Annotated in this window: 23 protein-coding genes; 18 read left to right on the top strand and 5 right to left on the bottom strand. The window is 69.7% G+C overall.

The genetic code is table 11. The annotated features are described in order from the left end of the window. Together IT355_03750 and IT355_03745 are read left to right on the top strand one after the other, a co-directional pair. A partial coding sequence (locus IT355_03750) for a S1 RNA-binding domain-containing protein (protein MCC7052355.1) occupies positions 1–770 on the top strand: 770 nt, incomplete at its 5' end. 72 nt (positions 771–842) lie between these two features. Next, complete coding sequence (locus IT355_03745; GenBank protein ID MCC7052354.1) at positions 843–2,153, top strand: DNA polymerase IV; 1,311 nt, start codon at positions 843–845, stop codon at positions 2,151–2,153. A gap of 6 nt (positions 2,154–2,159) precedes the next feature. Here the strand turns inward: IT355_03745 and IT355_03740 are convergent, their stop codons facing one another. Genes IT355_03740 through IT355_03725 form a run of 4 tightly spaced genes read right to left on the bottom strand, consistent with a single transcriptional unit; the run spans position 2,160 to position 5,492 of the window. Further along, the gene (locus IT355_03740; protein MCC7052353.1) at positions 2,160–2,705 is read right to left on the bottom strand and encodes a hypothetical protein; all 546 of its coding nucleotides are present in this window, start codon (positions 2,703–2,705) and stop codon (positions 2,160–2,162) included. Between the two features lie 55 nt (positions 2,706–2,760). Continuing rightward, positions 2,761–3,282, bottom strand: a complete 522-nt coding sequence (locus IT355_03735; protein ID MCC7052352.1) for a hypothetical protein — start codon at positions 3,280–3,282, stop codon at positions 2,761–2,763. Between the two features lie 40 nt (positions 3,283–3,322). Next, a complete protein-coding gene (locus IT355_03730) occupies positions 3,323–4,396 on the bottom strand; it encodes a hypothetical protein (GenBank protein MCC7052351.1) in 1,074 nt (357 codons plus the stop codon). Next, positions 4,389–5,492, bottom strand: a complete 1,104-nt coding sequence (locus IT355_03725) for a hypothetical protein (protein MCC7052350.1) — start codon at positions 5,490–5,492, stop codon at positions 4,389–4,391. The genes IT355_03730 and IT355_03725 overlap by 8 nt, the downstream gene beginning before the upstream one ends. A gap of 89 nt (positions 5,493–5,581) precedes the next feature. Here IT355_03725 and IT355_03720 point away from each other — a divergent pair, with 89 nt between their 5' ends. From IT355_03720 to IT355_03700, 5 genes are all read left to right on the top strand, one after another. After that, entirely contained in the window at positions 5,582–7,111 is a 1,530-nt protein-coding gene (locus tag IT355_03720) for an acyl-CoA carboxylase subunit beta (GenBank protein ID MCC7052349.1), read from the top strand. Between the two features lie 264 nt (positions 7,112–7,375). Next, positions 7,376–8,083 carry a PEP-CTERM sorting domain-containing protein gene (locus IT355_03715; protein MCC7052348.1) on the top strand — a complete coding sequence of 236 codons (708 nt, stop codon included), beginning with the start codon at positions 7,376–7,378 and terminating at the stop codon, positions 8,081–8,083. Positions 8,084–8,232: 149 nt separating this feature from the next. Beyond that, positions 8,233–9,747 (top strand): acetyl-CoA carboxylase biotin carboxylase subunit, encoded by a 1,515-nt coding sequence (locus IT355_03710; GenBank protein ID MCC7052347.1) that lies wholly within the window; start codon positions 8,233–8,235, stop codon positions 9,745–9,747. Continuing rightward, entirely contained in the window at positions 9,744–11,003 is a 1,260-nt protein-coding gene (locus IT355_03705; protein MCC7052346.1) for a class I SAM-dependent RNA methyltransferase, read from the top strand. Before IT355_03710 ends, IT355_03705 begins: the two co-directional genes overlap by 4 nt. Positions 11,004–11,062: 59 nt before the next feature. Next, positions 11,063–11,497: an acetyl-CoA carboxylase biotin carboxyl carrier protein subunit gene (locus tag IT355_03700; protein MCC7052345.1), complete on the top strand. Its 435-nt coding sequence runs from the start codon at positions 11,063–11,065 to the stop codon at positions 11,495–11,497. A 91-nt stretch (positions 11,498–11,588) separates the two neighbouring features. Here the strand turns inward: IT355_03700 and IT355_03695 are convergent, their stop codons facing one another. Further along, entirely contained in the window at positions 11,589–14,138 is a 2,550-nt protein-coding gene (locus IT355_03695) for a carbohydrate binding family 9 domain-containing protein (protein ID MCC7052344.1), read from the bottom strand. 275 nt (positions 14,139–14,413) lie between these two features. On the opposite strand from IT355_03695, the gene rplM reads away from it, so the two are divergent. The 11 genes from rplM to rpsO all read left to right on the top strand — a co-directional run bounded on the left by rplM (position 14,414) and on the right by rpsO (position 23,029). After that, entirely contained in the window at positions 14,414–14,878 is a 465-nt protein-coding gene (gene rplM / locus IT355_03690; GenBank protein ID MCC7052343.1) for a 50S ribosomal protein L13, read from the top strand. Continuing rightward, positions 14,878–15,273 (top strand): 30S ribosomal protein S9, encoded by a 396-nt coding sequence (gene rpsI, locus IT355_03685; protein MCC7052342.1) that lies wholly within the window; start codon positions 14,878–14,880, stop codon positions 15,271–15,273. Before rplM ends, rpsI begins: the two co-directional genes overlap by 1 nt. Positions 15,274–15,422: 149 nt before the next feature. Then, the gene (gene rpsB / locus IT355_03680) at positions 15,423–16,373 is read left to right on the top strand and encodes a 30S ribosomal protein S2 (protein ID MCC7052341.1); all 951 of its coding nucleotides are present in this window, start codon (positions 15,423–15,425) and stop codon (positions 16,371–16,373) included. Between the two features lie 130 nt (positions 16,374–16,503). Continuing rightward, positions 16,504–17,382, top strand: a complete 879-nt coding sequence (locus tag IT355_03675; GenBank protein MCC7052340.1) for an elongation factor Ts — start codon at positions 16,504–16,506, stop codon at positions 17,380–17,382. Positions 17,383–17,429: 47 nt separating this feature from the next. Continuing rightward, positions 17,430–18,134: a UMP kinase gene (locus tag IT355_03670; GenBank protein ID MCC7052339.1), complete on the top strand. Its 705-nt coding sequence runs from the start codon at positions 17,430–17,432 to the stop codon at positions 18,132–18,134. Continuing rightward, on the top strand, positions 18,131–18,679 hold the full coding sequence (gene frr, locus IT355_03665; protein MCC7052338.1) for a ribosome recycling factor: 549 nt from the start codon (positions 18,131–18,133) through the stop codon (positions 18,677–18,679). Before IT355_03670 ends, frr begins: the two co-directional genes overlap by 4 nt. 92 nt (positions 18,680–18,771) lie before the next feature. Beyond that, a complete protein-coding gene (gene uppS, locus IT355_03660) occupies positions 18,772–19,446 on the top strand; it encodes a di-trans,poly-cis-decaprenylcistransferase (protein ID MCC7052337.1) in 675 nt (224 codons plus the stop codon). Positions 19,447–19,475: 29 nt separating this feature from the next. After that, the gene (locus IT355_03655) at positions 19,476–20,312 is read left to right on the top strand and encodes a phosphatidate cytidylyltransferase (protein MCC7052336.1); all 837 of its coding nucleotides are present in this window, start codon (positions 19,476–19,478) and stop codon (positions 20,310–20,312) included. Next, positions 20,309–21,454, top strand: a complete 1,146-nt coding sequence (locus IT355_03650) for a 1-deoxy-D-xylulose-5-phosphate reductoisomerase (GenBank protein MCC7052335.1) — start codon at positions 20,309–20,311, stop codon at positions 21,452–21,454. The genes IT355_03655 and IT355_03650 overlap by 4 nt, the downstream gene beginning before the upstream one ends. Continuing rightward, a complete protein-coding gene (gene rseP, locus IT355_03645) occupies positions 21,451–22,644 on the top strand; it encodes an RIP metalloprotease RseP (protein MCC7052334.1) in 1,194 nt (397 codons plus the stop codon). The genes IT355_03650 and rseP overlap by 4 nt, the downstream gene beginning before the upstream one ends. A gap of 124 nt (positions 22,645–22,768) precedes the next feature. Next, the gene (gene rpsO / locus IT355_03640) at positions 22,769–23,029 is read left to right on the top strand and encodes a 30S ribosomal protein S15 (protein MCC7052333.1); all 261 of its coding nucleotides are present in this window, start codon (positions 22,769–22,771) and stop codon (positions 23,027–23,029) included. Positions 23,030–23,041 lie beyond the last annotated feature (12 nt).

Here is a 23,041-nt window from a genome sequence, read left to right as displayed (position 1 = left end):
TCCAGCCGGGCATCGAAGGCCTCGTGCACATCTCCGAGATGAGCTGGACGCGCAACGTCCGTCATCCCTCGAAGCTCGTCAGCATCGGCGAGGCGATCGAGGCGGTGGTGCTCAAGGTCGACCCCGACGAGGAGAAGATCTCGCTCGGCATGAAGCAGACGGAGCAGGATCCGTGGGCCGTGTTGCCGCTCAAGTACCCGGTCGGCACGCGCATCTCAGGCAAGGTCCGCAACCTGACCAGCTTCGGCGCTTTCGTCGAGATCGAGCCGGGCATCGACGGCCTGATCCACATCTCCGACATGTCCTGGACCAAGCGCGTCCAGCACCCGTCGGAAGTGGTGAAGAAGGGCGATTCGGTGGACGTCGTGATCCTCAACATCGATGCCGAGAACAAGCGCATCAGCCTGGGCCTCAAGCAGGCCGAGGAAGATCCGTGGCTGCGCATCGGTGAGACGTACCCGGTCAACCTCGCCCTGTCGGGCAAGGTCGTCCGCCTCGCCGACAAGGGCGTGGTCGTCGATGTCGGCAACGATATCGAAGGGTTCGTGCCGCAGAACCAGATCAACGTGCCGCTCACGTACACCGAGCTGGACGAGGTGATCTGGGAAGGGATGACGCTCGACATGACCGTGAACGAGGTGGATCCGATCCACCGCCGGATCGTGCTGTCGGTGAACAACATCCCGGCCGACCAGCCGCCGAAGCCCGAGCCGAAGCCGGAAGGCGCCGAGCCCGAGGCCGCCGTGGTCGAGGAAGCCGACGAGGAGTGATCCTCGCCAGTCCGCTGGACCGAAGGCCCCGTCGCTCCCACGAGCGGCGGGGCCTTCGGGTATATTTCGGGTATGACCGCGCCCGCCGTCCCCGCCCGCGAACCCCGCATCCTGCTCGCCGACGCCGACCAGTTCTTCGTGGCCGTCGCGCGCCTCTGTGATCCCGATGGCGCGGGCAAGGCGCGCCTGCTGATCGTCGGCGGGCGCCCCGGCAGCCGTGGCGTGGTCTGCTCCGCGAGCTACGAGGCGCGCGCGTTCGGCGTGCGATCAGGCATGGCCATCTCGCAGGCGCTGCGACTCTGTCCTGCCGCGCTGGCCGTGCCCGTGCCGCGCAACGCGTGCGGCGAGAAGAGCCGCGCCATCCAGCAGGTGCTCACCCGCTTCGCACCGGTCGTCGTCGCCGCCAGTGTCGATGAGTTCTACCTCGACCTCACCGGCACCGAGGCGCTGTACCACGACGAACCGCTGCACGTGACCGCGCAGCGCATCCGGCAGGCGGTGATCGACGAGACAGGCTGCAGCATCTCGATCGGCGGTGGCACCAGCAAGCTGATTGCGAAGATCGCCGCGGGCGCGGCCAAGCCGATCCCTGGCACGCGCGCGACCGGTGTGCACATCGTGCCTGCGGGCCGCGAGGAGGCATTCATGCGCACACAGCCGCTCGCCGAGATCCCGGGCATCGGGCCGAAGGCGCAGGAGAAGCTGCGCAGCCTGGGTCTTGTCAATGTGCCTGACGTGCTCGATGCCGACCCCGCCACCATCCGTCGCTACCTCGGCGACAAGCTCGCCGAGTGGATCACGCGCAAGGCGCGCGGGCAGGGGAGCGCCGAGCTGCACGGCCACGACCAGCAGAAGGGAATGAGCCGCGAGGACACCTTCGATCGAGACATCGCTGACGATGCCGCACTCGAGACGGAGCTCCAGCGCCTCGCCGTGCGTGTCGTCGCGGACCTGCGCGCCGACGGCCTGCGTGCGCGCACCATCACGGTGAAGATGCGCACCAACGACTTCACCACGAAGCTGGCGAGCAAGACGCTCGACACGCCGGTGAGCACGGAACGCGCGGTGTTCTCCACCGCACGGCTGCTCTTCCGCAAGCTGCGGCAGTCACGCCGCCTTCCGGTGCGCCTGCTGGGTGTGGGCCTCACACAGCTTGATGATGGCGACCTGGCCGAGCAGCTCTCGCTGCTGCCATCTGCGACGCCGGTGGTGCAGGAGACACCGAAGGACCGTGCGCTCGCGATCGCGATGGATCGTGTGCGGGCGCGCTTCGGCCCTGGCGCGGTGCAGCCGGCATCGTTGCTCGCGGACGCGGCGCCTACGGGCGTCGAGGATCGGAGTGAGACCGATGGCGTCAGGCCGGCCGCGCGGCGCCGCGGCTGAGGCGGATCATCGCAGGAACGCGCTCGCCGAGACGCGCAGCCCCGCCGATGCACCGGCGAACTGCGTATTCGTCGCCAGCACGGCCCATCCATGGAGTTCCGGCGTCAGTGGCCCCTTCCGGAAGGCCGCCGCCGTGACGCCAGCGACATAGCCCAGGCCAGCGCGCTGATACCAGTGCAGCGACTTGGTGGACGTCTGTCCGTACGCACCCATGCCCATCTCGAAGCGCAGCCAGCGCCAGTTCGGGGCGTCGACGATGGTACCCAGCGTCCACGCCACGCCGTAGACACGCGTCGAGGGGCCGAGCTGCTGCGTCATCCCCTGGATCCCGAAGCTCAATGTGTCGATCAGAAGGGCGTCCACCCAGATCGCCGTACCGTGACGCCCGGCCCGCCCGGAGATGCCGATCCGGATCGGGTTGTCACTCGACTCGTCGCCAATGGTCGTCGTGGCGCTGCTGTCGGCGTTCTGCGCAGCGACGGGCATGGCGATGGCCGCCGAGCACGCGAGTACAGCGGCGAGGCATCGCGTCAGCTGGGGAAGGCGCGTCATGCGAGACAACGTACGCGCCCGGATTCGGAACGCAACGCGACCTCCGGACAGCGGCTCAGCGCCCGCGCGGATCCAGGATGCGCACGCCGAGCGACACGCCGAGGAACTGCGCCGACGTTCCGACCACCGCCCAGCCGTTCAGCTCCGGCTTGACGATCCCGAACCGCCGCGGCGCGATCGTCGCCGCGAACTCGGCCCCGAGACCATGGCGCTTCAGGAAGCGCAGGTCCCGGTCGGACTGCTGGCCCACGTAGCCCAGCCCGAAGTCGATGCGCGCCCAGCCCAGGCGGTCATGCGGCGGCCCGCCGATGACGAGCATGGCCGCATACCCGTGCGCGCGTGGCGCCAACCCCTGGCGCAGCAGGCGCAGGCCGACGCCGTCGTTCATTTCCGCACCGACCCACATCACGTCCGCGCGGACCGTGGTGCCGTCACCGCTGCGCAGGCCGCTGAGGCCAAGACTCAGCCCGCCGGTGGTGCCCAGCGAGTCGGCCGCCTGGGCGTGCATGGCGGAGGTGCTGGTGGCGATCGCACCAGCCGCGACCAGCAAGCGAAGGTGCAGGCGGAGCGAGGTCATTCGCGGAAGGTACCGGGAGGTGCGCGCAGGGGCCACGCGTTCAGGTCGCGCGGCGCATCATGGCTGGGCCGACTGCGCGGGCAATGCGCAGCACGGTTTCCCACGCCATCCGTTGCACCCCGCGAACGCCGCGAAGATCGACGGCGTGATACTCGATCGATGGCGCGCCACCACGCGTGGCCTTGAACGCCGGGGCGCCGCTCGACGCGTGCAACACCAGGCCTTTGCGTCGCGCGGCCTGCAAGGCCAGCACGCCCAGCCTGCGGTAGAGCCCGAGTGGCTGCGGCAATGATGTGTCGTAGCCGAAGACCGGGTTCGTCATGACGCCCCCGATCGTGTATGAGAGGTACACCCCCACCAGCTGACGGTCGTGCTCGATTCCCTCGCCCTCGAATACGCCAGCGGTCATGCCGTGCGCCAGCCACTGCCGGGTGAAGCGCGGGTTGAGCCGGGAATGCTTGTCGCCATAGAGCTGCCAGTAGAGTGACTCGATGTGCGCCGCATCGCCCGGCGTGAGTGCGCGGCATGGCATCGGGGCGCGCCGCTGGAGGGCAAGATCGTGCCGGAGGTTGCGCGCCTGCCAGAACGCGTCGGGGCCTGGATCCTGGTGGAAGACGATACGGCTCGGGATGAGCGCCATCCCGAGTGCCCGCAGTGTCTCCAGCGTCCCGCGCGACGCGACGGCATCGAGCGACCGGACCATGACCGGCTGCGACGGGAACGAGGCACGTGCGGCCGCCAGCGCGTCGTGCCATGCGTCGGCGGGCCGCACCGGGTGCAGCACGGTCGACACGGGCAGCGCGTCGAGGATCACCACCGGGTCGAGCGCCCGCACCACCGGCGCAACCGCTGCCAGCAATCCCCGCGAGGCCGTCCGGTTCGCGCGTGACGGAATCCGCCGCGTTTCCTCACGGGCATAGTCGAGGTACTGTCCCGCGGCGCTGACCACGTAGCTGTTGCCAGGCACCGCCTTCGTCACGGCCACCCGCCAGCGCTGCCCTCCGACATCGAGCCACGCCGCATCGGCGTGGACGTTCGGCGCGCACCACTGCGTGCCCGCATCGACCAGGGGTGCCCACAGCGCGTCGGCAGCGAGCGCCATCGGCTCAGTCATCGTTCCACTCGATGTCCCGGGTGCTGTACCGCCGTGGATCGTCACCGGCGATGGCGGCGCGCAGGAACAGGTCCGCCCATGCGACCCATTGCAGGCGGCGCGGCCACGGATCGTCGCGGGCATCGAGCAGGCCGGCGCCGGCGCGAGACGGACGGCGGAATGCGGAGAGTGCCAGCCGGCTTCGGAACCGCTGGCCTGCCGGTGGCTCGAGGATCGCGTCGTCCGGGCCGGCATTGCCCTCCAGCAGGCACGCCACCACGCCGGGCAATCCCCGGAATCCATGGATGCCGCTGGTGAGTCGGGGGTTGCACTCGATCGCGCGCAAGCCGCCGGCGTGGTCCACGAAGTCGAACGCGAACTGGCCATCGAGCGCATGTGCGGCGACGAACTGCGCCACCCAGGCCCGCACGGCGGTGTGATGCACGGTGTGGAAGGCGATGGCCGCGCCGTGCGGGCCGGCCGTCTCGTCCACGGCGTAGGTGACGTGGGCGCGGAGCCGGCCCGCCTGCGCGACGCTCCACGAGCAGAGCACCGGTCCGTCGAGGAACTCCTGCGCCACCCAGCGTGAAGGCAGGTCGCCGGCGAGGTAGGGCAGCGCCGCACCACCCGCCACCACCTGCACCCGTGTCGCGAAGCGGGAGAACCGAGGCTTCAGCACCCACCGGCCTGCCCCTGGTCCGGCGGCGGGCACGCCGGCATCCAGCAGCCGTGTCCGGGGCACCGCCAGGCCGGCGGCCTCGCAGAGGCCGATGAAGCGCCATTTGTCATGAAGCGCTAAGAGTCGTTCCGCACTGTCGCAGGCGATCCGCAGCCCCGGCACCTCCTCCCTGATGCTCGCCAGGTGGAAGATCTCCTCGCAGGTCGGCACCACCACGTCGAGGTCGAGCCGCGCAGCCAGCGCGCCGAGGGCAGCGGCGTAGGCCTGATGGCCGCGCCTGGGAGCCGGAAGCCGGTGCACGCCAGCGATCCGACGCGACCCCCGGCAGATGTGCCAGCGCGCGGTGTCGGCAACGTGCACCTCGTGGCCCGCCAGACTGCAGAGTCGGGCCAGCTCGAGGGTCGCTGGCGCGCGGGCGCCGGTGAGGAGGACTCGCATTCGCCCGCAATCAAACGCCGGCCGCCGCCCGCGGCACCAGCGGCTGCTCGCCCGCACGCACGGGGCGGGCTACCTTCGTCCCCATGTCCATGACCGAGAAGCTCGAGCTGCTCGCGCGGCGAAGCGCGCAGGCTGAACTGGGGGGCGGTGCCGACCGACTCGCTGCCCAGCACGCAAAGGGAAAGCTCTCCGCGCGGGAGCGCCTGGACGTGCTCCTCGACGAGGGGTCCTTCGTCGAGATCGACAAGTTCGTCACGGCCCGGACCGACGCCGGCGGCGTCTACGGCGACGGCGTCGTCACGGGCTACGGTCGCATCGATGGGCGCCTGGTGTACGTCTTCTCGCAGGACTTCACGGTCCTGGGCGGATCACTGGCCGAGGCGCACGCGCGGAAGATCTGCAAGATCATGGATCACGCCGTGCGCAACGGTGCTCCCGTGATCGGCCTGAACGACAGCGGCGGCGCGCGCATCCAGGAGGGTGTGGTGGCACTCGGCGCCTACGCCGACATCTTCCTCCGCAACACGCTCGCCAGCGGCGTGGTCCCGCAGATCTCGGCCATCCTCGGCCCCTGCGCCGGCGGGGCGGTGTATTCGCCGGCCATCACGGACTTCATCTACATGGTGCGCGGCACGAGCTACATGTTCGTCACCGGGCCCAATGTCGTGAAGACGGTGACGCACGAGGACGTGACGATGGAGGAGCTGGGCGGCGCGGACACGCACGCCGGCACCTCGGGGGTGGCCCACTTCGCCTGCGATTCCGAGATCGCCTGCCTCACGCAGATCCGCGAGCTGTTCCGCTACGTGCCGTCGAACAACCTCGCTGATGCGCCACGGGGCACCGGCACCGATCCCCGGGACCGCCGTGACGAGGCGCTGGCGGGCATCGTGCCCGACAACGCGAACAAGCCGTACGACATGCTCGACGTGATCCGTCGCGTCGTGGACGACGGCACGTTCTACGAGGTGCACCGCGACTACGCCCAGAACATCCTCTGCGGGTTCGCCCACCTGGGGGGCATGAGCGTCGGCATCGTGGCCAACCAGCCGGCGGTGCTCGCCGGCGTGCTGGACATCGCCGCGTCGATGAAGGGCGCGCGGTTCATCCGCTTCTGCGATGCATTCAACATCCCGATCGTGACCTTCGAGGATGTGCCGGGCTTCCTGCCGGGTGTGAGCCAGGAACACGGCGGCATCATCCGGCATGGCGCCAAGCTGCTGTACGCCTACTGCGAGGCCACGGTGCCGAAGCTGACCGTGATCACGCGGAAGGCCTACGGCGGGGCGTACGACGTCATGAGCTCGAAGCACATCCGCGGCGACTTCAACGTGGCCTGGCCGACTGCCGAGATCGCGGTGATGGGGCCGAAGGGGGCCGTGGAGATCATCTACAAGCGCGAGTTGGCGGAGGCCGAGGATGCCGTGGCCGCGACGGACGCCAAGGTCGAGGAGTACCGGCAGCAGTTCGCCAACCCCTACATGGCGGCGGCGTGGGGCTACGTGGACGACATCATCGACCCGCGCGACACCCGCCCGCGGCTGATCGACGCCCTCGAGACACTGTCGGCCAAGCGCGACAGGAACCCGCCGAAGAAGCACGGGAACATCCCGCTCTGACGGTCTGTGGCGCCGTTGCCTCTGTTGCAGCGACTCCACATCGAACAGGGGTTGCGGCACCTTTTGTGGCGCCCGGGCAACAGTTCCGGGCTCAGCCGCAGGCTGGCGAACTGCGCCGGCATATGATGTGGACCTCCTAATGTGTTGATCTCATGAGACTTGCGCGTCTCCCTTCGAGCAGACCGGGCCGTTGGCCCGATACCTGCTGATGTGTGTGGTACGCCGTGGTGGGTACCCCGGCGATCCCTCCAGCCAGAGAACCTCATGCGCAGACTGTTCGCCGCCGTCGCGGCCGCAGCCCTCCTCGCAGCCCCGCAGACCGCTGCCGCCCAGCTCGCGCTGCCCGGCAACGTGACGAACACGAACGTGACGATCAACACGCCACTGTCTGCGCCGGAAGCGACGTATGCAGAAGGCATCCGCGAGCCGATCGGACCGCTCGACCTTCAGTTCAACATGTTCGCCAAGACGCTCGTCCAGGCCTTCTGCGTCGATCTGGACAATGGCTATTTCAACGGCATGAACTACAACGTCAATGTTACGTTGCTGTCCAGCTCGTCTGCCGACATCGGCCTCCTGACGCGTCAGGGTCAGGTTCTGGGTGGCGGTTCCGCTTTCACAAAGTACGTCCAGATGGCGTGGCTCGTCGACAACTTCGCTACGGCGGACGTGTCGGAGTGGGCCGGGATCCAGGGCGCGATCTGGAACATCGGCAGTGGCAAGCCGAGCGCCGCGCTGAACTCGAACGTCATGAGCTGGCTGACGAAGGTGAGCCTGGCCGACCTGACCAAGGTGAACCTGGCCGGCTGGGCCGTCGTGACCGACGTGAACACCGCGAACGGTCTCGGTGGTGGGCAGGAGTTCATGGTCCGCGCCGTCGGCACGGTGGTCCCTGAGCCGTCCACGTATGCCCTGCTCGGCACGGGGCTGCTCGGCCTCGGCATGATCGCCCGCCGTCGTCGCTCGGTCTGAGCCGGTAACGGCCCACCCACCCTGCAGCGCCGCCCCGGTTCGCCGGGGCGGCGCTGTTGCGTTGGAGGCTCCGAAGTGCCCGGGCCGCGCTAAGTTCCCGATCTGACCGCGTGCCAGGCCGGCGCGCGACTCCCCCGACCGCCGCGCCCGTGATCACGAAACTGCTCGTCGCCAACCGTGGCGAGATCGCCCTCCGCGTCATCCGCGCCTGTCGCGAACTCGGTGTCGCCAGCGTGGCGGTCTACAGCGATGCCGATGCCACCGCCCCCCACGTTCGCGAGGCAGACGAGGCGGTCAACATCGGACCGGCACCGGCCGCCGAGAGCTACCTGCTCGGGGAGCGGATCATCGAGGCCGCGCGGCGCACCGGCGCCCAGGCGATCCACCCCGGGTATGGCTTCCTCTCGGAACGTGAGTGGTTCGCGCGTACGGTGCGCGACGCCGGACTGGTGTGGGTGGGGCCTCCGGCGGAAGCGATCGCCGCCCTCGGCAGCAAGACGGCGGCGCGCACGCTGGTCGTCGCGGCTGGCGTGCCGGTGGTTCCCGGCACCACGGCCGCCCTCCGGGATGCCGCGGAGGCGCTCGACGTCGCGACGCAGTTCGGGTTCCCGGTGCTGCTGAAGGCGGCCGCCGGTGGCGGCGGCAAGGGCATGCGCATCGTCCGCGCCGCCGACGAGCTGGCCGGCGCGCTGGCCTCCGCGCAGCGGGAGGCACTGAACGCGTTCGGTGACGACGCCGTCTACGTCGAGAAGTACATCGAGGGGCCGCGCCACGTGGAAATCCAGGTGCTCGGCGACATGCACGGCACGATGCTGCACCTCGGGGAACGGGACTGCTCCGTGCAACGCCGGCACCAGAAGATGATCGAGGAGGCGCCGAGCGTGGCGGTGTCACCGGAGCTGCGCGCCCGCATGGGCGCGACGGCAGTGGCCGCAGCCCGGGCGGCCGGCTACGTGAATGCCGGCACCTGCGAGTTCCTGCTCGATCGCGACGGGAACTACTACTTCCTCGAGATGAACACGCGGATCCAGGTCGAGCACCCGGTGACCGAGCTCGTGACCGGGATCGACCTCGTGCAGTGGCAGATCCGCGTCGCCGCGGGGGAGCGGCTCCCGTTCGTGCAGGAGCTGATCGTGCCGCGCGGCTGGGCGATCGAGTGCCGCATCACGAGCGAGGACTTCCAGAACGGCTTCCTGCCGTCCACCGGACGCGTGCACTGGATGCAGCTGCCGACCGGGCCCGGCGTCCGCTGGGATGGCGGCATCGAGATCGGCAGCGAGGTGGGGCTGTTCTACGACCCGATGCTCGCCAAGCTGATCGTGCATGCCGGCACGCGCGACGCAGCCATCGCGCGGATGCACCGGGCGCTGCTCGAGCTGGAGATCGAGGGGGTGGAGACGTCGCGCGAGTTTCACCTGCGCATGATGGAGGATGATGAGTTCCGCCGCGGCGACATCAGCATCCAGTGGCTCGAGGCGCGCCTGCCGGCGCTCGGTGCCGCCACGCCGCCGTCCGCCGCTGTGCGCGATGCCGTGATCGCCGCAGCGCTCATCGCAGATCGTGACCGCACGACGGTGAAGCCGTCGCAGGCGCATGCAACCGCGCAGGCGCTTGCCGGTGCCTGGCAGCGTGCCGCACGGCTCGAGGGAGTGCAGCGGGCATGAGTGAGTCGGCGACGGTCACCATCGAGCGCATCGCCGCCGGTGGCGACGGGATCGCACGGCACGACAGCATGGTGGTGTTCGTGCCGCGCGCCGTGCCGGGCGACGAGGTCGAGGTGACGCTCACGCGCCAGCGCACCTTCGCGCGCGGACGCGTGACCCGGGTGGTGACGGCGTCGCCCGACCGCGAGACGCCTCCCTGTCCGCACTACGACGGTGACGGATGCGGGGGCTGCCAGCTGCAGGGCCTGCGCTACGAGGCCCAGCTGGCCGTGAAAGGCGAGCTCGTGCGCGATGCCATCGTCCGGATCGCCAGGCAGCCGGTGGATGCCGTCACGGTGGTGGCCAGCCCGTCACCGTGGGGATACCGCAACGCGCTCACGCTCGCGTTGCAGCGTGACCGCATGCGGCCGAGCGGTTGGCTGGCCGGGATGCACGTCGCCGGTGAACCGGGCACGCTGTTCGAGCTGCGGACCTGCCTCATCGCGATGCCCGAGGTGATGGAGGGGTGGCGCCAGGTGATGACGGTGGCCGAGCACCTGCCGCGCGCGTCGTCGCTGCGCGTCACCGTGCGACGGCTGGGTGTGGGCGGACTGGCGCTCACGGTGGAAGGGGGCACGCAATGGAAGCAGGCCTCCATCGAGGCGCTGGTGTCCGGCGTGCGCGACCTCGACGCCGTCTGGTGGGTGCGTGCGGACGAGGTGCGCGTGCTGCGCCACGATCGTCGCACCGCACAGGAGGCAGGAGCCAGCTTCGCGCAGGTGAATCCCGCCGTCGCGGAACTCCTGCGGGCGTACGTCGTCGCGCAGGTGGAGGCACGTGCGCCGGACGCCGTCGTCGATGCGTACGCCGGCAGTGGGGCGCTGGCCGCGCGCCTGCTGCGCGACGGCCGCCGCGTGACCGCGATCGAGCTCGACAAGGACGCCTCGGCGATCGCCGGCGCCGCCCTGCACGATCATCCCCTCTCGCGCGTCCTCACCGGCCGCGTGGAGCACCTGCTGCCCGAGGGGCTGCCGGCCGGTGTCGTGGTGCTGAACCCGCCGCGCGCCGGCGTCGATGCCACGGTGCCCCCGATGCTCGCGGCGACGAAAGCGGGTGTCGCGCGCGTCGTGTACGTGAGTTGTGATCCCGCGACGCTGGCGCGTGACATCGCGCGGCTCGGCGCCGGCTGGCGCGTGACCGACGTGAAGGCGTTCGACATGTTCCCGCAGACGGCGCATGTCGAGACCGTGTGCACCATCGACCGGGAGGAGGCGTGAAGTACGTCGTCGAAGTGCAGGGGACGCGGCACGAGGTGGAGGTCGGGCCGGATGGCGTGATGCTCGATGGTGCGCCGGTGGACGCGTCGCTGACCGACATCCCGGGGTCGCCGATCCGTCAGGTGCGCATCGGCGACACGGTCCACCGCGTCGTGGCGCGTCGCGGCGCGCGCGGGCAGTACACGCTGCTGATGAACGGACAGCGGCACCACGTCGAGGCACTCGATGCCCGTGCACGGGCGATCCGTGACCTCGCCGCGGCGACCGCTGGTCCCGCGGGCCCGTCGCCGCTGCTGGCCCCCATGCCCGGCATGATCGTGCGCGTGAGCGTCGTGCCGGGCGACGTGGTGGTGGCCGGGCAGGGGCTGATCGTGATGGAGGCGATGAAGATGGAGAACGAGCTGCGCGCCGCCGGCCCCGGCACGGTCACCGCCGTGCGCGCGGTGGTGGGATCGGCCGTGCAGAAGGGCGCCGTCCTCGTCGAGCTGTCCTGACGTCACTGCCCGCCGGCGGCGACCCGGGGGGCGGTGACGGCGCCGCGCACGGCATCGGTGTGACGGCCGTGCGCGGATGGGGACCGTGTTGTCAGCGCCCGAACCAGTAGCTCGCCTTCACCAGGAAGACGTTCTGCGGTCGCTGTGAGAAGAGCGCATCGAAGCCGGGTTGCACCCCCAGTTCCGTCGGGCTGTCGGTGTACGTGTCGCGGCCCTGCGACCAGACGAGGAAGAGCACCGAGCCAGGGCGGTATTCCCACCGGACGACGTTGTTCGTGCGCAACTGCCCGAAGCGGAAGCCCTCCGGTGCGCCGCGCTCGGTGTAGGGCCGGAACCGCAGCGAGGGATCCTTCGCGCGCCCGTCGGCCATCGCGCGCCAGTCGGTGTAGCTGCCCGTGCTGACGAACGGCTGCAGGTAGCTCTCGACGCTCAGTCGCGGCGTGATGGTGTAGTTCAGCCGGAGCGTGACCGACGACGTGGCCTGGTAGAGGCGGCCGAAGGTGTACGACATCACGCCGCCGTCCTCGAAGTTGCCCAGCCACTGCTGGTCGTCGATGTTGCGGCCGTAGCTCGCGTTCACGCTGCCGTTGAGCTGCCCGCCGAGCCGGAATTGGCCGCCGGCGCTCAGGTCCCAGTTGCTGCCGCGGCCGTCGGTGCGCCGGCCGCCGAACATGCCCAGTGAGGGCGTGAACGCCTTGCGGCTGTCGCCGTCGATGCCGGCCCACACCTGCAGCCGCCGCGGGCGGAAGAGCACCGGGCCGCCACGCGCATCGCGATCCGAGTAGGTGGCGACGACGTTGTTCACGCCGACGCCCATGTACCCGTTCCAGAAGTTGTTGAACTGCCCGTTGGCGTTGACGTTGCCGCCATTCCCGATCACGAGCCCCGAGGTGTTCGTGGTGCCCCAGGCGTTGAAGTTGACCTGGCCGCGACGGAACTTCCCGAAGGGCCGCGTCGGGCGCAGCGCGAACCAGGCCGAGGCCCCGGCTTCGTCGCTGCGCGTGCGGAAGCCGAGGTCGTTGATCTCGAAGCCGGGCGTCATGTACCACGCGCTCGTGTTGAAGCGCGTGATCCCGCCCCCCTGCTTGTCGAGCGACACCTGTGCCAGTGCGCCGCTCATCGTGGTGCGCGTGCTGTCGTAATCGAGGTGCCCGGCATCGGGGCGCTGGTACAGATGCACGTTCGAGCGCTGCGTGCGGTCGATCGCCTCGGGCGTGCCGGTCACCCGGCTGCCCGCGAGCTGCGCCGAGACCTGGTAGCGGTTGCCGGCGAAACGGTGGCGGCCGTCGAAGCCCCCGGTCCAGGCGTCGCCGCGGAGTTCGTCACGCGTCCACTCGTCGTTGCGCCGCGTGGTGTTGGTCAGCATCACGCCGATCCCGGAGTTGCCGCCGCGCAGGTCCTGCTGCAGCCGCACGACGCCGTAGTTGGTCATCGGCTCGATCGTCCGGCCCTGCACGCCGGCCGTCCGCTCGGTGACGGCGTCGATCACCCCGATGGAGAGCCCGTTGCCCAGGCGACCGGTGACCTTCGCGGCACCGAGGATCGTGGATTGCCCCGGTGATGCGGCGTCGCCGTACGTGTCGCGCAGCTGCGGCGAGCGCCCGATGCGTCGCGAGTAGAACAACCCGGTGCACTCGCCGTCGTTGCAGTCGATGTCGTAGCGGAAGATGCCGCTCCCCTCGAGGAAGAAGGGCCGCCGTTCGGCGTAGAACTGCTCGAACGCGCTGAGGTTCAGCACGCCGGGGTCGGCCTCGACCTGGCCGAAGTCGGGATTGATGGCGGCGTCGAGCGTGACGTTCGAGGTGATGCCGACCTTCAGGTCCGCGCCGATGCGGGCGCGGCCGGCGTCACGCGGGGTGCCGTCGCCACGCGGCTGGTAGCCGTACCGGGCGACCGTGTAGGGCATCAGTTCCACGCGCCGCGGGGCGGAGAGCCCGGTGAAGCCGGCGGTGCGTTCCCACTGGCTCACGAACCCGGTCTTCGAGCGGCGGACCGTCGGCCAGACGACGCGCTCGCCGCTGCGGGCGGTGCGGCGCATGATGGCGAGGCCGAAGGTGTTGTCGCCGGTGGCGGCGTAGCGGAGCTGGCTGAGCGGGATGCGGTACTCGGCGATCCAGCCCAGCGAGTCGACGCGGGCGGCCCCCTCCCAGACGGCGTTCCAGCCCCAGTCCTCCTCGCCATCGTTGAACATGTAGCCGTCGGCCATGGCACCGGCGGCGGTCAGGCGGAAGAGGTAGCCGGTGCGCCGGTCGTTGTAGGAGTCGACGCCGAGGAGGATGTCGTCGGAGAGGGTGAAGGCGTCGCGGCGCTGGAGGACGGCGAGGATGCTGTCGGGCTTCGGGTCGAAGCTGCGGACGAGGACGTAGAGGTTCCGGGCGTCGTAGGCGATCCGGGCCTCGGTGCGGAAGGTGGGGTCGCCGGCCTCGGTGGGCTCGAACTGGCGGAAGTCGGTGACGACGGGCACGTCGCGCCACATGGGGTCGTCGCCGCGGCCGTCGATCTGCGGGGCGCGGGTGGCGCGCGCGGGCCGGTACCTGACGAGCTCGGCTGGCGCAGGCGCCTGGCGGGCGCTGCTGTCGCGCGGGGGCGCGGCGACCTGACCGGCGACGGCGAGCTGGAAGAGCAGGGCGGGGAGAAGCATCGGTCGCGGGTCGCAGGCTGGGAGGGGGAGCTCGGTCCCCGATGGCGGGAACGGCTCTTGGAGTCAGCCTACGGGCGGACGGTTGCCTCGGGTTTCGCCTGACGCTTCCGGAGGCGGGGATGGGGGTGCGGCGTGGGCCTAAGCTCTTGTGTTGACCTGACTTCCCCGGCTGGCTATGCTTCAGGTCTGTCCAAAACACCCTTTTCGGAGGGGGCCGAGACCCGGGTTGCATCGTGCACCGGTGAGGCGTGGGTTCATTCTCGTCCGCAGTGCTGATGCATCCGAACCAGAGTACGTACAGCCCGAAGCCGGCTGACCTCAATCATGCCTGGTGGGTTGTCGACGCCGAGGGCATGGTCCTGGGCCGTCTCGCCGCCGAAGTCGCGAAGATCATCCGCGGCAAGCACAAGCCGATGTACACCCCGCACGCCGACACCGGCGACTTCGTCGTCGTGATCAACGCCAGCAAGGTGCGCGTGACCGGCCGCAAGGCGGAGCAGAAGACCTACTTCCGGCACACCGGCTACATGGGCCACGAGAAGTACACGGCCTTCGCCGACATGATCGAGAAGCACCCCGAGCGCGTGATCGAGAAGGCGGTCTACGGCATGCTGCCGAAGACCGACCTCGGTCGCCGCCACCTGCGTCGCAAGCTGCGCGTGTTCGCCGGCCCGACCCATGATCACGTTGCGCAGAAGCCGCAGCAGCTCACGTTGACCGCCGCGAAGGGGACGAAGTAATGGCGACCGAACAGCTCCACGCAGTCGGCCGCCGCAAGGAAGCGGTGTGCCGCGTCTACATCACGCCGGGCACCGGCAAGTGGGAGATCAACGGCGGGCGCACGCTCGGCGACTATTTCCCGCGTCCCTCGCTGGTGACGTCGATCCAGCAGCCGTTCACGGTGACCGACACGATCGGCAACTACGACGTGAAGGCCAACCTCACCGGCGGCGGCCAGGCCGGCCAGGCCGGTGCGCTGCGCCTCGCCATCGCCCGCGTGCTGGTGCAGATCGACGCCGACCACAAGAAGAAGCTGCGCGAGTTCGGCCTGCTGACGCGCGATGCCCGCTCGGTCGAGCGCAAGAAGCCGGGCCAGCCGGGCGCCCGCAAGAAGTTCCAGTTCAGCAAGCGCTAGTCGTTGTCGCACCGGGCCGGCGCACCACTGCGCCGGCCGGTGCACCGCTCGTATCTCTCACGCGTTCCGAGTGCACCGCTGGTGCCGGCCCTGCCGGTTGCGGCGCACGATGACGACCGCGGCGGACTCAACCTTCTGATTGCCCACACATGTCGCAGCCCACGATCGAACAGCTCCTGGAGGCCGGTGTCCACTTCGGCCACCAGACGCGCCGCTGGAACCCGAAGATGCGCAAGTTCATCTTCGCCGAGCGCAATGGCATCCACATCATCGACCTGCAGAAGACGCTCAAGCAGCTCGAGCTCGCGCAGAAGCTGGCGCGTGAAGTCGTGCTCCGCGGCGAGCAGGTGCTGTTCGTCTGCACCAAGCAGCAGCTCCAGGCCATCGTGGCGCAGGAGGCCGAGCGCTGCGGCTCGATGTTCATCACCGAGCGCTGGCTGGGCGGGCTGCTGACCAACTTCGGCACCGTCAAGAAGCAGCTCAAGAAGCTGAAGGAGCTCGAGGCCGGCAGCGAGGAAGGCGGCGGCTTCTCGAACTACACGAAGAAGGAACAGCTGATGATGCGCCGGCAGCGCGACAAGCTGTCGAAGAACCTGTCCGGCATCTCCAGCATGACGCGCCTGCCCGGCCTGATGTTCGTCGTCGACGCGAAGAAGGAGAACATCGCGGTCAGCGAGGCGAACAAGCTCGGGATCCCGATCATCGCCATCGCCGACACGAACGCCGACCCGGACCTGCTGACCGTGCCGGTGGCGGGCAACGACGACGCCATCCGCTCGGTGGAGCTGATCGCCCGGGCGATCGCCGACGTGATCTCCGAGGCGCGCCGCGAGGCGCCGCAGCGCGTGGTCGAGGAGGAGTCGGAGGAGAGCACGTACAGCTCCGACCGCGGCATGGAGTCGGCCGGCCGGGGCGATGACCGTGGCCGTCGCGGTGGCCAGGGCGCTGGCGGCCAGGGCGGTGGCCAGGGTGCCGGTGCAGGTGCCGGTGCACAGGGCGGCCAGCGCCGTCGGCGCCGCGCGAAGCCGGAAGCCATCCAGGCGCGCCTGCGTGGCCCGGATGCCGCGGCGGCGGTCGAGACGACCGACGACGCCTCGTAACCGGCGCACCGGACACCGGATCGCGCCTACCCGCGTCCCGGCGTCCGGAGTATGCTTCCCGACGCCGCCGGCCATCAGCCGGCGGCGTTTCCACAATCCCGATTGACCCGGTCTCTTGACCAGGACGACGATGAATTTCACGGCCAAGGACGTCCAGGAACTGCGGCAGCGCACTGGCGCCGGCATGATGGACTGCAAGAAGGCACTCACCGAGATGAACGGCGACCTGAATGCCGCCGTCGAGTACCTCCGCAAGAAGGGGATCGCGAAGGCGGAATCCCGCGCCGGTCGTACCACCAGCGAGGGCCTCATCGGCAGCGCGGTCTCGAATGACGCCGCCGTCGGCGTGATCGCGGAAGTGAACTGCGAAACCGACTTCGTGGCGCGCACCGACGACTTCAAGGCGCTGGTCGATGTCGTGCTCGCGCACGCCATGACCACCGACTTCGCCGACACGGCCGCCTTGCTTGCCGCACCGGTGGGTGTCGAGGGTGGCAAGTCGCTGGACGAGGTGGTCAAGGAACGCTCGGCCAAGCTCGGTGAGGTCGTCAACGTGCGCCGCGTCACGCGCTACGCCATCGGCACCGGTGCCGTCGGCACGTACACGCACCACAACGCCAAGGTCGGCGTGCTGGTCGAGGCGACCCTCGGCAACCCCGACGTCGCCACCACCGAGTCCGTGCAGACGATGCTGAAGGCGATCGCCGAACATGCGGCGGCGATGAACCCGCTGGCGCTCGATCGCACCGGCATCCCGGCCGAGCTGGTCGAGAAGGAGAAGCGCATCGCGGAAGACCAGGCGCGCCAGAGCGGCAAGCCGGAGGCGATGATCGAGAAGATCGCGACGGGCAAGCTCGAGGCGTTCTTCAAGGACATGTCGCTGGTCTCGCAGCCGTGGGTGCGCGAGCCGAAGAAGACGATCACGGACCTGATCCGCGAGACGGGCAAGGCGGCCGGCACGGAGATCACCGTGACGCGCTTCGTCCGCTTCGCCCTCGGCGACGCGTGAGCGATCCCGCCGATGCGGTGACGGCGGCGGGTGCCGGGACGCCCGGCATCCGCTACCAGCGTGTCCTCATCAAGCTCTCGGGTGAGGCACTCGCCGGCGAGAAGAAGGTCGGCTTCGACTTCGAGCGCGTCTCCTTCTTCTGCGGGCAGATCAAGGAAGTCCTCGACCTGGGCTGCCGCGTCGGCCTCGTCATCGGCGGCGGCAACATCGTGCGGGGCGCGCAGCTCGCACAGAACGGCATGGATCGCGTTGGCGCCGACTACATGGGCATGCTCGGGACGGTCATCAACGCGCTCGCGTTGCAGGACCAGCTCGAGAAGCTCGGCGTCGACACCCGCGTCATGACGGCGATCCGCATGGAGGAGCTGGCGGAGCCGTACATCCGGCGGCGCGCCATGCGGCACCTCGAGCAGGGGCGGCTGGTGCTCTTCGCGGCCGGCACCGGCAATCCGTACTTCTCCACCGACACCGCGGCGGTGCTGCGCGGCATCCAGATGAAGGCGGACGTCATCATCAAGGCCACGAGCGTGGACGGCGTGTATTCCGCCGACCCGAAGAAGGACCCGAATGCCGTCAAGTTCGATACCGTCAGTTTCCGCGACGTCATGCTCGGCGAGCTTGCAGTGATGGACCAGACGGCCGTCACGCTCTGCAAGGAGAACTCGCTGCCGCTGATCGTCCTCAACACCCACACTCCCGGTGCGCTCGCCCGCGCAGTCCGTGGCGAGCGTGTCGGAACCTTCGTGTCATGATCCAGGACATCCTGAAGGCCACCAAGAGCGGCATGGAGAAGGGCATCGAGAACGCCAAGCGCGAGTTCTCGACCGTGCGCGCGGGCAAGGCCACCCCGAACATGCTCGACACGATCCAGGTGGAAGCCTACGGGTCGTGGGTGCCGCTCAACCAGGTGGCATCGATCTCGGCGCCGGAATCGCGCATGCTGATCGTCACCCCCTTCGACAAGGGCCAGGTGAAGGCGATCGAGAAGGCGATCCGCGAGTCGGACCTCGGCCTCGATCCCGCGCACCAGGGCAACATCATCCGGGTGCCGCTGCCGTCGATGAACGAGCAGCGCCGCAAGGAGCTGGTGAAGATCCTGCACACCCTCGCCGAGGATGGCCGGGTGGCCATCCGCCATGCGCGCACCGACGGCCGCGACAAGCTCAAGAAGCTCAAGAGCGTGTCGGAGGACGAGGTCAAGCACGCCGAGAAGGACCTGCAGAAGATGCACGATGACTTCATCGCGAAGATCGAGTCCGCGGTGAAGGCGAAGGAAGCCGAGATCATGGAAGTCTGAGGACCTCCGTGGCCACCTCGACGCTGTCGACCCCCGACCTGCTGGAGCAGGTGCGGCTGGCCGGTTCGCCACCGCAGCACGTTGCCATCATCATGGAGGGCAACGGCCGCTGGGCGCGCAAGCACTTCATGCCGCGGCCGGTGGGACACCGCTCCGGCATGAAGGCGGTGCGCGAGGTGGTCCACGGCGCGATCGAGGCCGGCGTCACGCACCTCTCGCTGTTCGCGTTCAGCCAGGAGAACTGGCAGCGCCCGACCACCGAGGTCTCGGCGCTGATGTCGCTCCTCGAGGAGTACATCGCGAAGGAAGTGGCGGAGTTGTCGGAACGCGGGGTGCGCGTGCGCATCCTCGGCGAGCGTGAGCGCCTCACCGACGGCGCGCGGCGGGCGGTGGAGCTGATCGAGCGCACCACCGCACACAACGACACGCTCCACCTCAACATCTTCATCTCCTACGGCAGCCGGATGGAGCTGGTGCGTGCGTCGCAGTCGCTGGCCCGCGACGTGGCCGCCGGCATCCTCGCCCCGTCGGACATCGACGAGGATGCCATCAGCGGCCGCCTCATGACCGCCGGCATGCCCGACCCCGACCTGCTCATCCGCACCTCCGGCGAGCAGCGGGTCTCGAACTTCCTGCTCTGGCAGCTCGCGTACACCGAGTTCTACATCTCCGGCGTGCTCTGGCCCGACTTCGGACGCCGCGACCTGTTCGCCGCGATCCTCGACTACAAGCGGCGCGAACGCCGGTACGGGAAGGTCTCCGTCTGAGCACCGGCCTGTCGGAGCTCGCCAAGCGTGTGCTCGTCGCGCTCGTCATCGCACCACTCGCCGTCGCCGCGGCCTGGCAGGGCGATGCGGCACTGGCCACGCTCCTCAGCGTGGTGGCGGCGGTGGCGGCGTGGGAGCTCTGCCGGATGTGCCGCAACGCGGGCATCGCCCCGCTCGAGTGGCTCACCATCGGCCTCGCGGCGGCCCTGCCGCTGCTGTCGCACGGCATGCGGCTCGGCGTGCTCCGGCCCAGCGCCGCCTGGTTCGCGATCGCACTCGTGCTCATCATGGCGGCCACCATCTTCACGCGCCGCATCGACCAGCGCCCCATCGCCGTCGCCGCGGTGAGCATGTTCACGGTGCTCTACACCGGTGGCATGCTGAGCTTCGCCTACGAGCTGCGCTACCACAACTATGCCATCGGGCGCACCGGGCAGAGCCTCGTGCTGCTGTTTCCGGTGCTGCTCACCTGGGCGTCGGATGTCGGGGCGTACTTCACCGGGCGCACCCTCGGGCGCACGAAGCTGATGCCCTCGGTGAGCCCGGCGAAGACGGTGGAGGGCGCACTCGGCGGCATCGCCCTCGCGGTGATCGTGGGCTGGTTCTTCGTGCGCCGCCTGATGGTCCCCTACGGCCAGCTCGGCCTCTCGCCGGCCGCGATCGTCGGCTTCGGTGTCGCCATCGCCGTCGCGGCGCAGCTGGGCGACCTGTTCGAGTCGCTGCTCAAGCGCGAGGCCGCGGTGAAGGACAGCTCGTCGCTGCTGCCCGGGCACGGCGGCGTGCTCGATCGCGTGGACAGCCTGCTGTTCGTGCTGCCGGTGGCGGCGCTGCTGCTGGACGCGTTCCTGATCCCGGCCCCGCAGTGACGCCCCCGGCGGGCCGCGCACCGCGCGGCGTGGCCATCCTCGGCTCGACCGGCTCGGTCGGCACGACGGCGCTGCGGGTGCTGGCGCGACAGCCGGAGGCGTTCACCGTGCGTGCGCTGACGGCGTTCAGCAACGTGGCGCTGCTGCGGGAGCAGGTCCGTGCCCACGCCCCCGCGTTCGTGGGGCTGGTGCGGCCGGAGCCGGGCGCCGACCCCGCCTGGGAGACCGGCGCCGGCGCCCTCGTCTCGGCCGCGGTGCGCGACGACGTGCACACCGTGGTCAACGCGGTGGTGGGCGCCGCCGGCATGCGTGCCACGCTGGCCGCGCTCGACGCCGGGAAGCGTGTCGCGCTCGCCAACAAGGAGACGCTGGTGATGGCCGGCGCGCTGGTCAACGACGCGGCGCGGCGCGGTGGCGGTGAGCTGGTGCCGGTGGACAGCGAACACTCCGCGATCCTCCAGTGCATCGCCGGCCGTCCGATGCACGAGGTGCGGCGCCTGATCATCACGGCGTCGGGCGGCCCGTTCCGGACGTGGGAGCGGGCGCGGGTGGAGGCCGCCACGGTGGCGGATGCGCTGAACCATCCCACCTGGACGATGGGCCGGAAGATCACCATCGACAGTGCGACGCTGGCCAACAAGGCACTGGAGGTGATCGAGGCGCACCACCTGTTCGGGATCCCGTACGACCGCATCGACGTGGTCGTGCACCCGCAGAGCGTGGTGCACTCGTTCGTGGAGTTCGTGGACGGCAGCGTGCTGGCACAGCTCGGCGTGCCGAGCATGGAGCTGCCGGTGCTGTACGCCCTCACCCACCCGGACCGCATCCCCGACACCGGGGTACCGCCGTTCGACCCCGTGGCGCTGTCGCCGCTGACCTACGAACCGGTGCGGCACGACGCGTTCCCCGCGCTCGGCCTCGGGATCGCGGCCGGCCGTCGTGGCGGTGCGGCCCCGGCCGTGTTCAACGCCGCGAACGAGCAGGCCGTGGCGCGGTTCCTCGCCGGCGAGCTGGCATTCGGCGATATTGCACGGGCGATCGCCGGGGCGCTCGACGCCCTCGGTGAGTCCGCTGGAGATACCCTCGAGGCACTGGTGGCTGCGGACGCTGCGGCGCGCGCCCATGTGCGGGAGTTTGCATGAACCTGTTGCCCCTGCTGGCCCCGCTGCTCGTCTTCGGACTGGTGGTGTTCGTGCACGAGCTTGGCCATTTCCTGGCGGCCAAGGCGGTCGGGATCTACGCGCCGGTGTTCGCGCTGGGCTGGGGCCGGCGCGTCTTCGGCGTGCGGCGCGGTGAGACCGACTACCGTCTGGCGCTGTTTCCGCTGGGCGGCTACGTGCGGATGGCGTCGCGCGACGACGAGTCGATGGCGGCGTTCGAGGGGGGCGCCGATCGTGGCAGCCTCGCGGACGGCGCGACGGCGTCGCAGGGGGAGCCCGGGATTCCGTGGGATCCGACCGCGATGGTGCCCTTCGGCCCGAAGCCCGTGCCGGCGGATCGCTGGTACGAGTCGAAGCCGCTGTGGGCGCGGCTGGTGGTGATGCTCGCCGGCGTGACGATGAACTTCCTCCTGGCCATCACGGTCGTGGCCGGCCTGCGGATGGCGAATGGCGCGCCGAACCCGGCGTCGGTGATCGGGACCGTGCTGCCGGGGTCGCCAGCAGAGCGGGGCGGGCTGGCGTCGGGTGACAGCATCGTGTCGGTGGCCGGGACGCCAGTGAGCACCTGGGTCGGCCTCGTGGAGCTGGTGGTGTCGAAGGCCGGCACGCCGCTGGCGGTGGAGGTGGTGCGTGGCGGGGCGCGGCAGCAGCTGACGATCACGCCGCAGGCGACGGTGGACACCAATCCCAAGACCGGGGTGGCCCGGACGGTGGGGAAGATCGGTGCCAGCTCGGGTCGGATGAGCGTGGGCCCGGTCGCCGCCGTGGCGGATGGGGCTGCCTACACCTGGGAGACCGTCGTGCAGACGGTGGACGTGCTGAAGGGGCTGTTCTCCGGGAACGTTTCCCCGAAGCAGCTTGGTGGCCCGATCATGATCGCGCAGGCCTCGTTCCAGACCGCCCGGGCCGGTGGCATCGAGGGGGTGCTGATGCTGATGGCGCTGATCAGCGTGAACATCGCGGTGCTGAACCTGCTGCCGGTGCCGGTGCTGGACGGCGGGCAGGTGGTGCTGGCGCTGATCGAGTCGGCGCGCGGCAAGCCGCTGGGCGAGCGGGCGAAGGGGGCGATCATGTACGCCGGGGTGGGGCTGGTGTTGCTGCTCCTGATCACGACGACGTTCAACGACCTGGCCCGGCTCGGGTCGCAGGTGATGGGGCATTTCCGGGGCTAGCCTCCGCCCCGAGCGGAGGTTCTGGCGCCGCAACGCTTTACTTCCGTCCGTAGGGTCTGTATTGTTCAGGGCTTACGATCATTCAGGACATTCGGACGCGCGGCCGCCGCGCAGACCCAGGACCATGGCATTCGAAAAGGCTGCAGCAATCGAGAAGCATCGCCAGCACGAGACCGACACCGGCTCGACGCACGTGCAGATCTCGATTCTCACGGAACGGATCAATTATCTCACTGGTCACTTCCGCACGCACAAGAAGGACCATCACGGGCGTCAGGGCCTGCTGAAGATGGTCGGGCGACGTCGTCGCCTCCTCGACTACCTCAAGCGTACCGATCTGGCCGGGTACCGGAAGATCATCGCAGACCTTGGCCTCCGGTATTAATCCGGGCCTCAA

It is taken from the genome of Gemmatimonadaceae bacterium, from assembly GCA_020851035.1.
Lineage (GTDB): Bacteria > Gemmatimonadota > Gemmatimonadetes > Gemmatimonadales > Gemmatimonadaceae > JACMLX01.
The sequence above is the reverse complement of the archived record's forward strand: the minus strand, read 5'-3'. Positions and strand labels throughout refer to the sequence as shown.

Excerpts from the sequence above, each read along its gene's own strand:
- rplM (MCC7052343.1), top strand. The coding sequence starts at position 14,414 with ATGCATCCGAACCAGAGTACGTACAGCCCGAAGCCGGCTGACCTCAAT.
- IT355_03740 (MCC7052353.1), bottom strand. The coding sequence starts at position 2,705 with ATGACGCGCCTTCCCCAGCTGACGCGATGCCTCGCCGCTGTACTCGCG.
- IT355_03725 (MCC7052350.1), bottom strand. The coding sequence starts at position 5,492 with ATGCGAGTCCTCCTCACCGGCGCCCGCGCGCCAGCGACCCTCGAGCTG.
- rpsI (MCC7052342.1), top strand. The coding sequence starts at position 14,878 with ATGGCGACCGAACAGCTCCACGCAGTCGGCCGCCGCAAGGAAGCGGTG.
- frr (MCC7052338.1), top strand. The coding sequence starts at position 18,131 with ATGATCCAGGACATCCTGAAGGCCACCAAGAGCGGCATGGAGAAGGGC.
- IT355_03745 (MCC7052354.1), top strand. The coding sequence starts at position 843 with ATGACCGCGCCCGCCGTCCCCGCCCGCGAACCCCGCATCCTGCTCGCC.
- IT355_03695 (MCC7052344.1), bottom strand. The coding sequence starts at position 14,138 with ATGCTTCTCCCCGCCCTGCTCTTCCAGCTCGCCGTCGCCGGTCAGGTC.
- rpsO (MCC7052333.1), top strand. The coding sequence starts at position 22,769 with ATGGCATTCGAAAAGGCTGCAGCAATCGAGAAGCATCGCCAGCACGAG.
- rpsB (MCC7052341.1), top strand. The coding sequence starts at position 15,423 with ATGTCGCAGCCCACGATCGAACAGCTCCTGGAGGCCGGTGTCCACTTC.
- IT355_03675 (MCC7052340.1), top strand. The coding sequence starts at position 16,504 with ATGAATTTCACGGCCAAGGACGTCCAGGAACTGCGGCAGCGCACTGGC.
- uppS (MCC7052337.1), top strand. The coding sequence starts at position 18,772 with ATGGAGGGCAACGGCCGCTGGGCGCGCAAGCACTTCATGCCGCGGCCG.
- IT355_03705 (MCC7052346.1), top strand. The coding sequence starts at position 9,744 with ATGAGTGAGTCGGCGACGGTCACCATCGAGCGCATCGCCGCCGGTGGC.
- IT355_03700 (MCC7052345.1), top strand. The coding sequence starts at position 11,063 with ATGCTCGATGGTGCGCCGGTGGACGCGTCGCTGACCGACATCCCGGGG.
- IT355_03730 (MCC7052351.1), bottom strand. The coding sequence starts at position 4,396 with ATGACTGAGCCGATGGCGCTCGCTGCCGACGCGCTGTGGGCACCCCTG.
- IT355_03720 (MCC7052349.1), top strand. The coding sequence starts at position 5,582 with ATGACCGAGAAGCTCGAGCTGCTCGCGCGGCGAAGCGCGCAGGCTGAA.
- IT355_03735 (MCC7052352.1), bottom strand. The coding sequence starts at position 3,282 with ATGACCTCGCTCCGCCTGCACCTTCGCTTGCTGGTCGCGGCTGGTGCG.
- IT355_03715 (MCC7052348.1), top strand. The coding sequence starts at position 7,376 with ATGCGCAGACTGTTCGCCGCCGTCGCGGCCGCAGCCCTCCTCGCAGCC.
- rseP (MCC7052334.1), top strand. The coding sequence starts at position 21,451 with ATGAACCTGTTGCCCCTGCTGGCCCCGCTGCTCGTCTTCGGACTGGTG.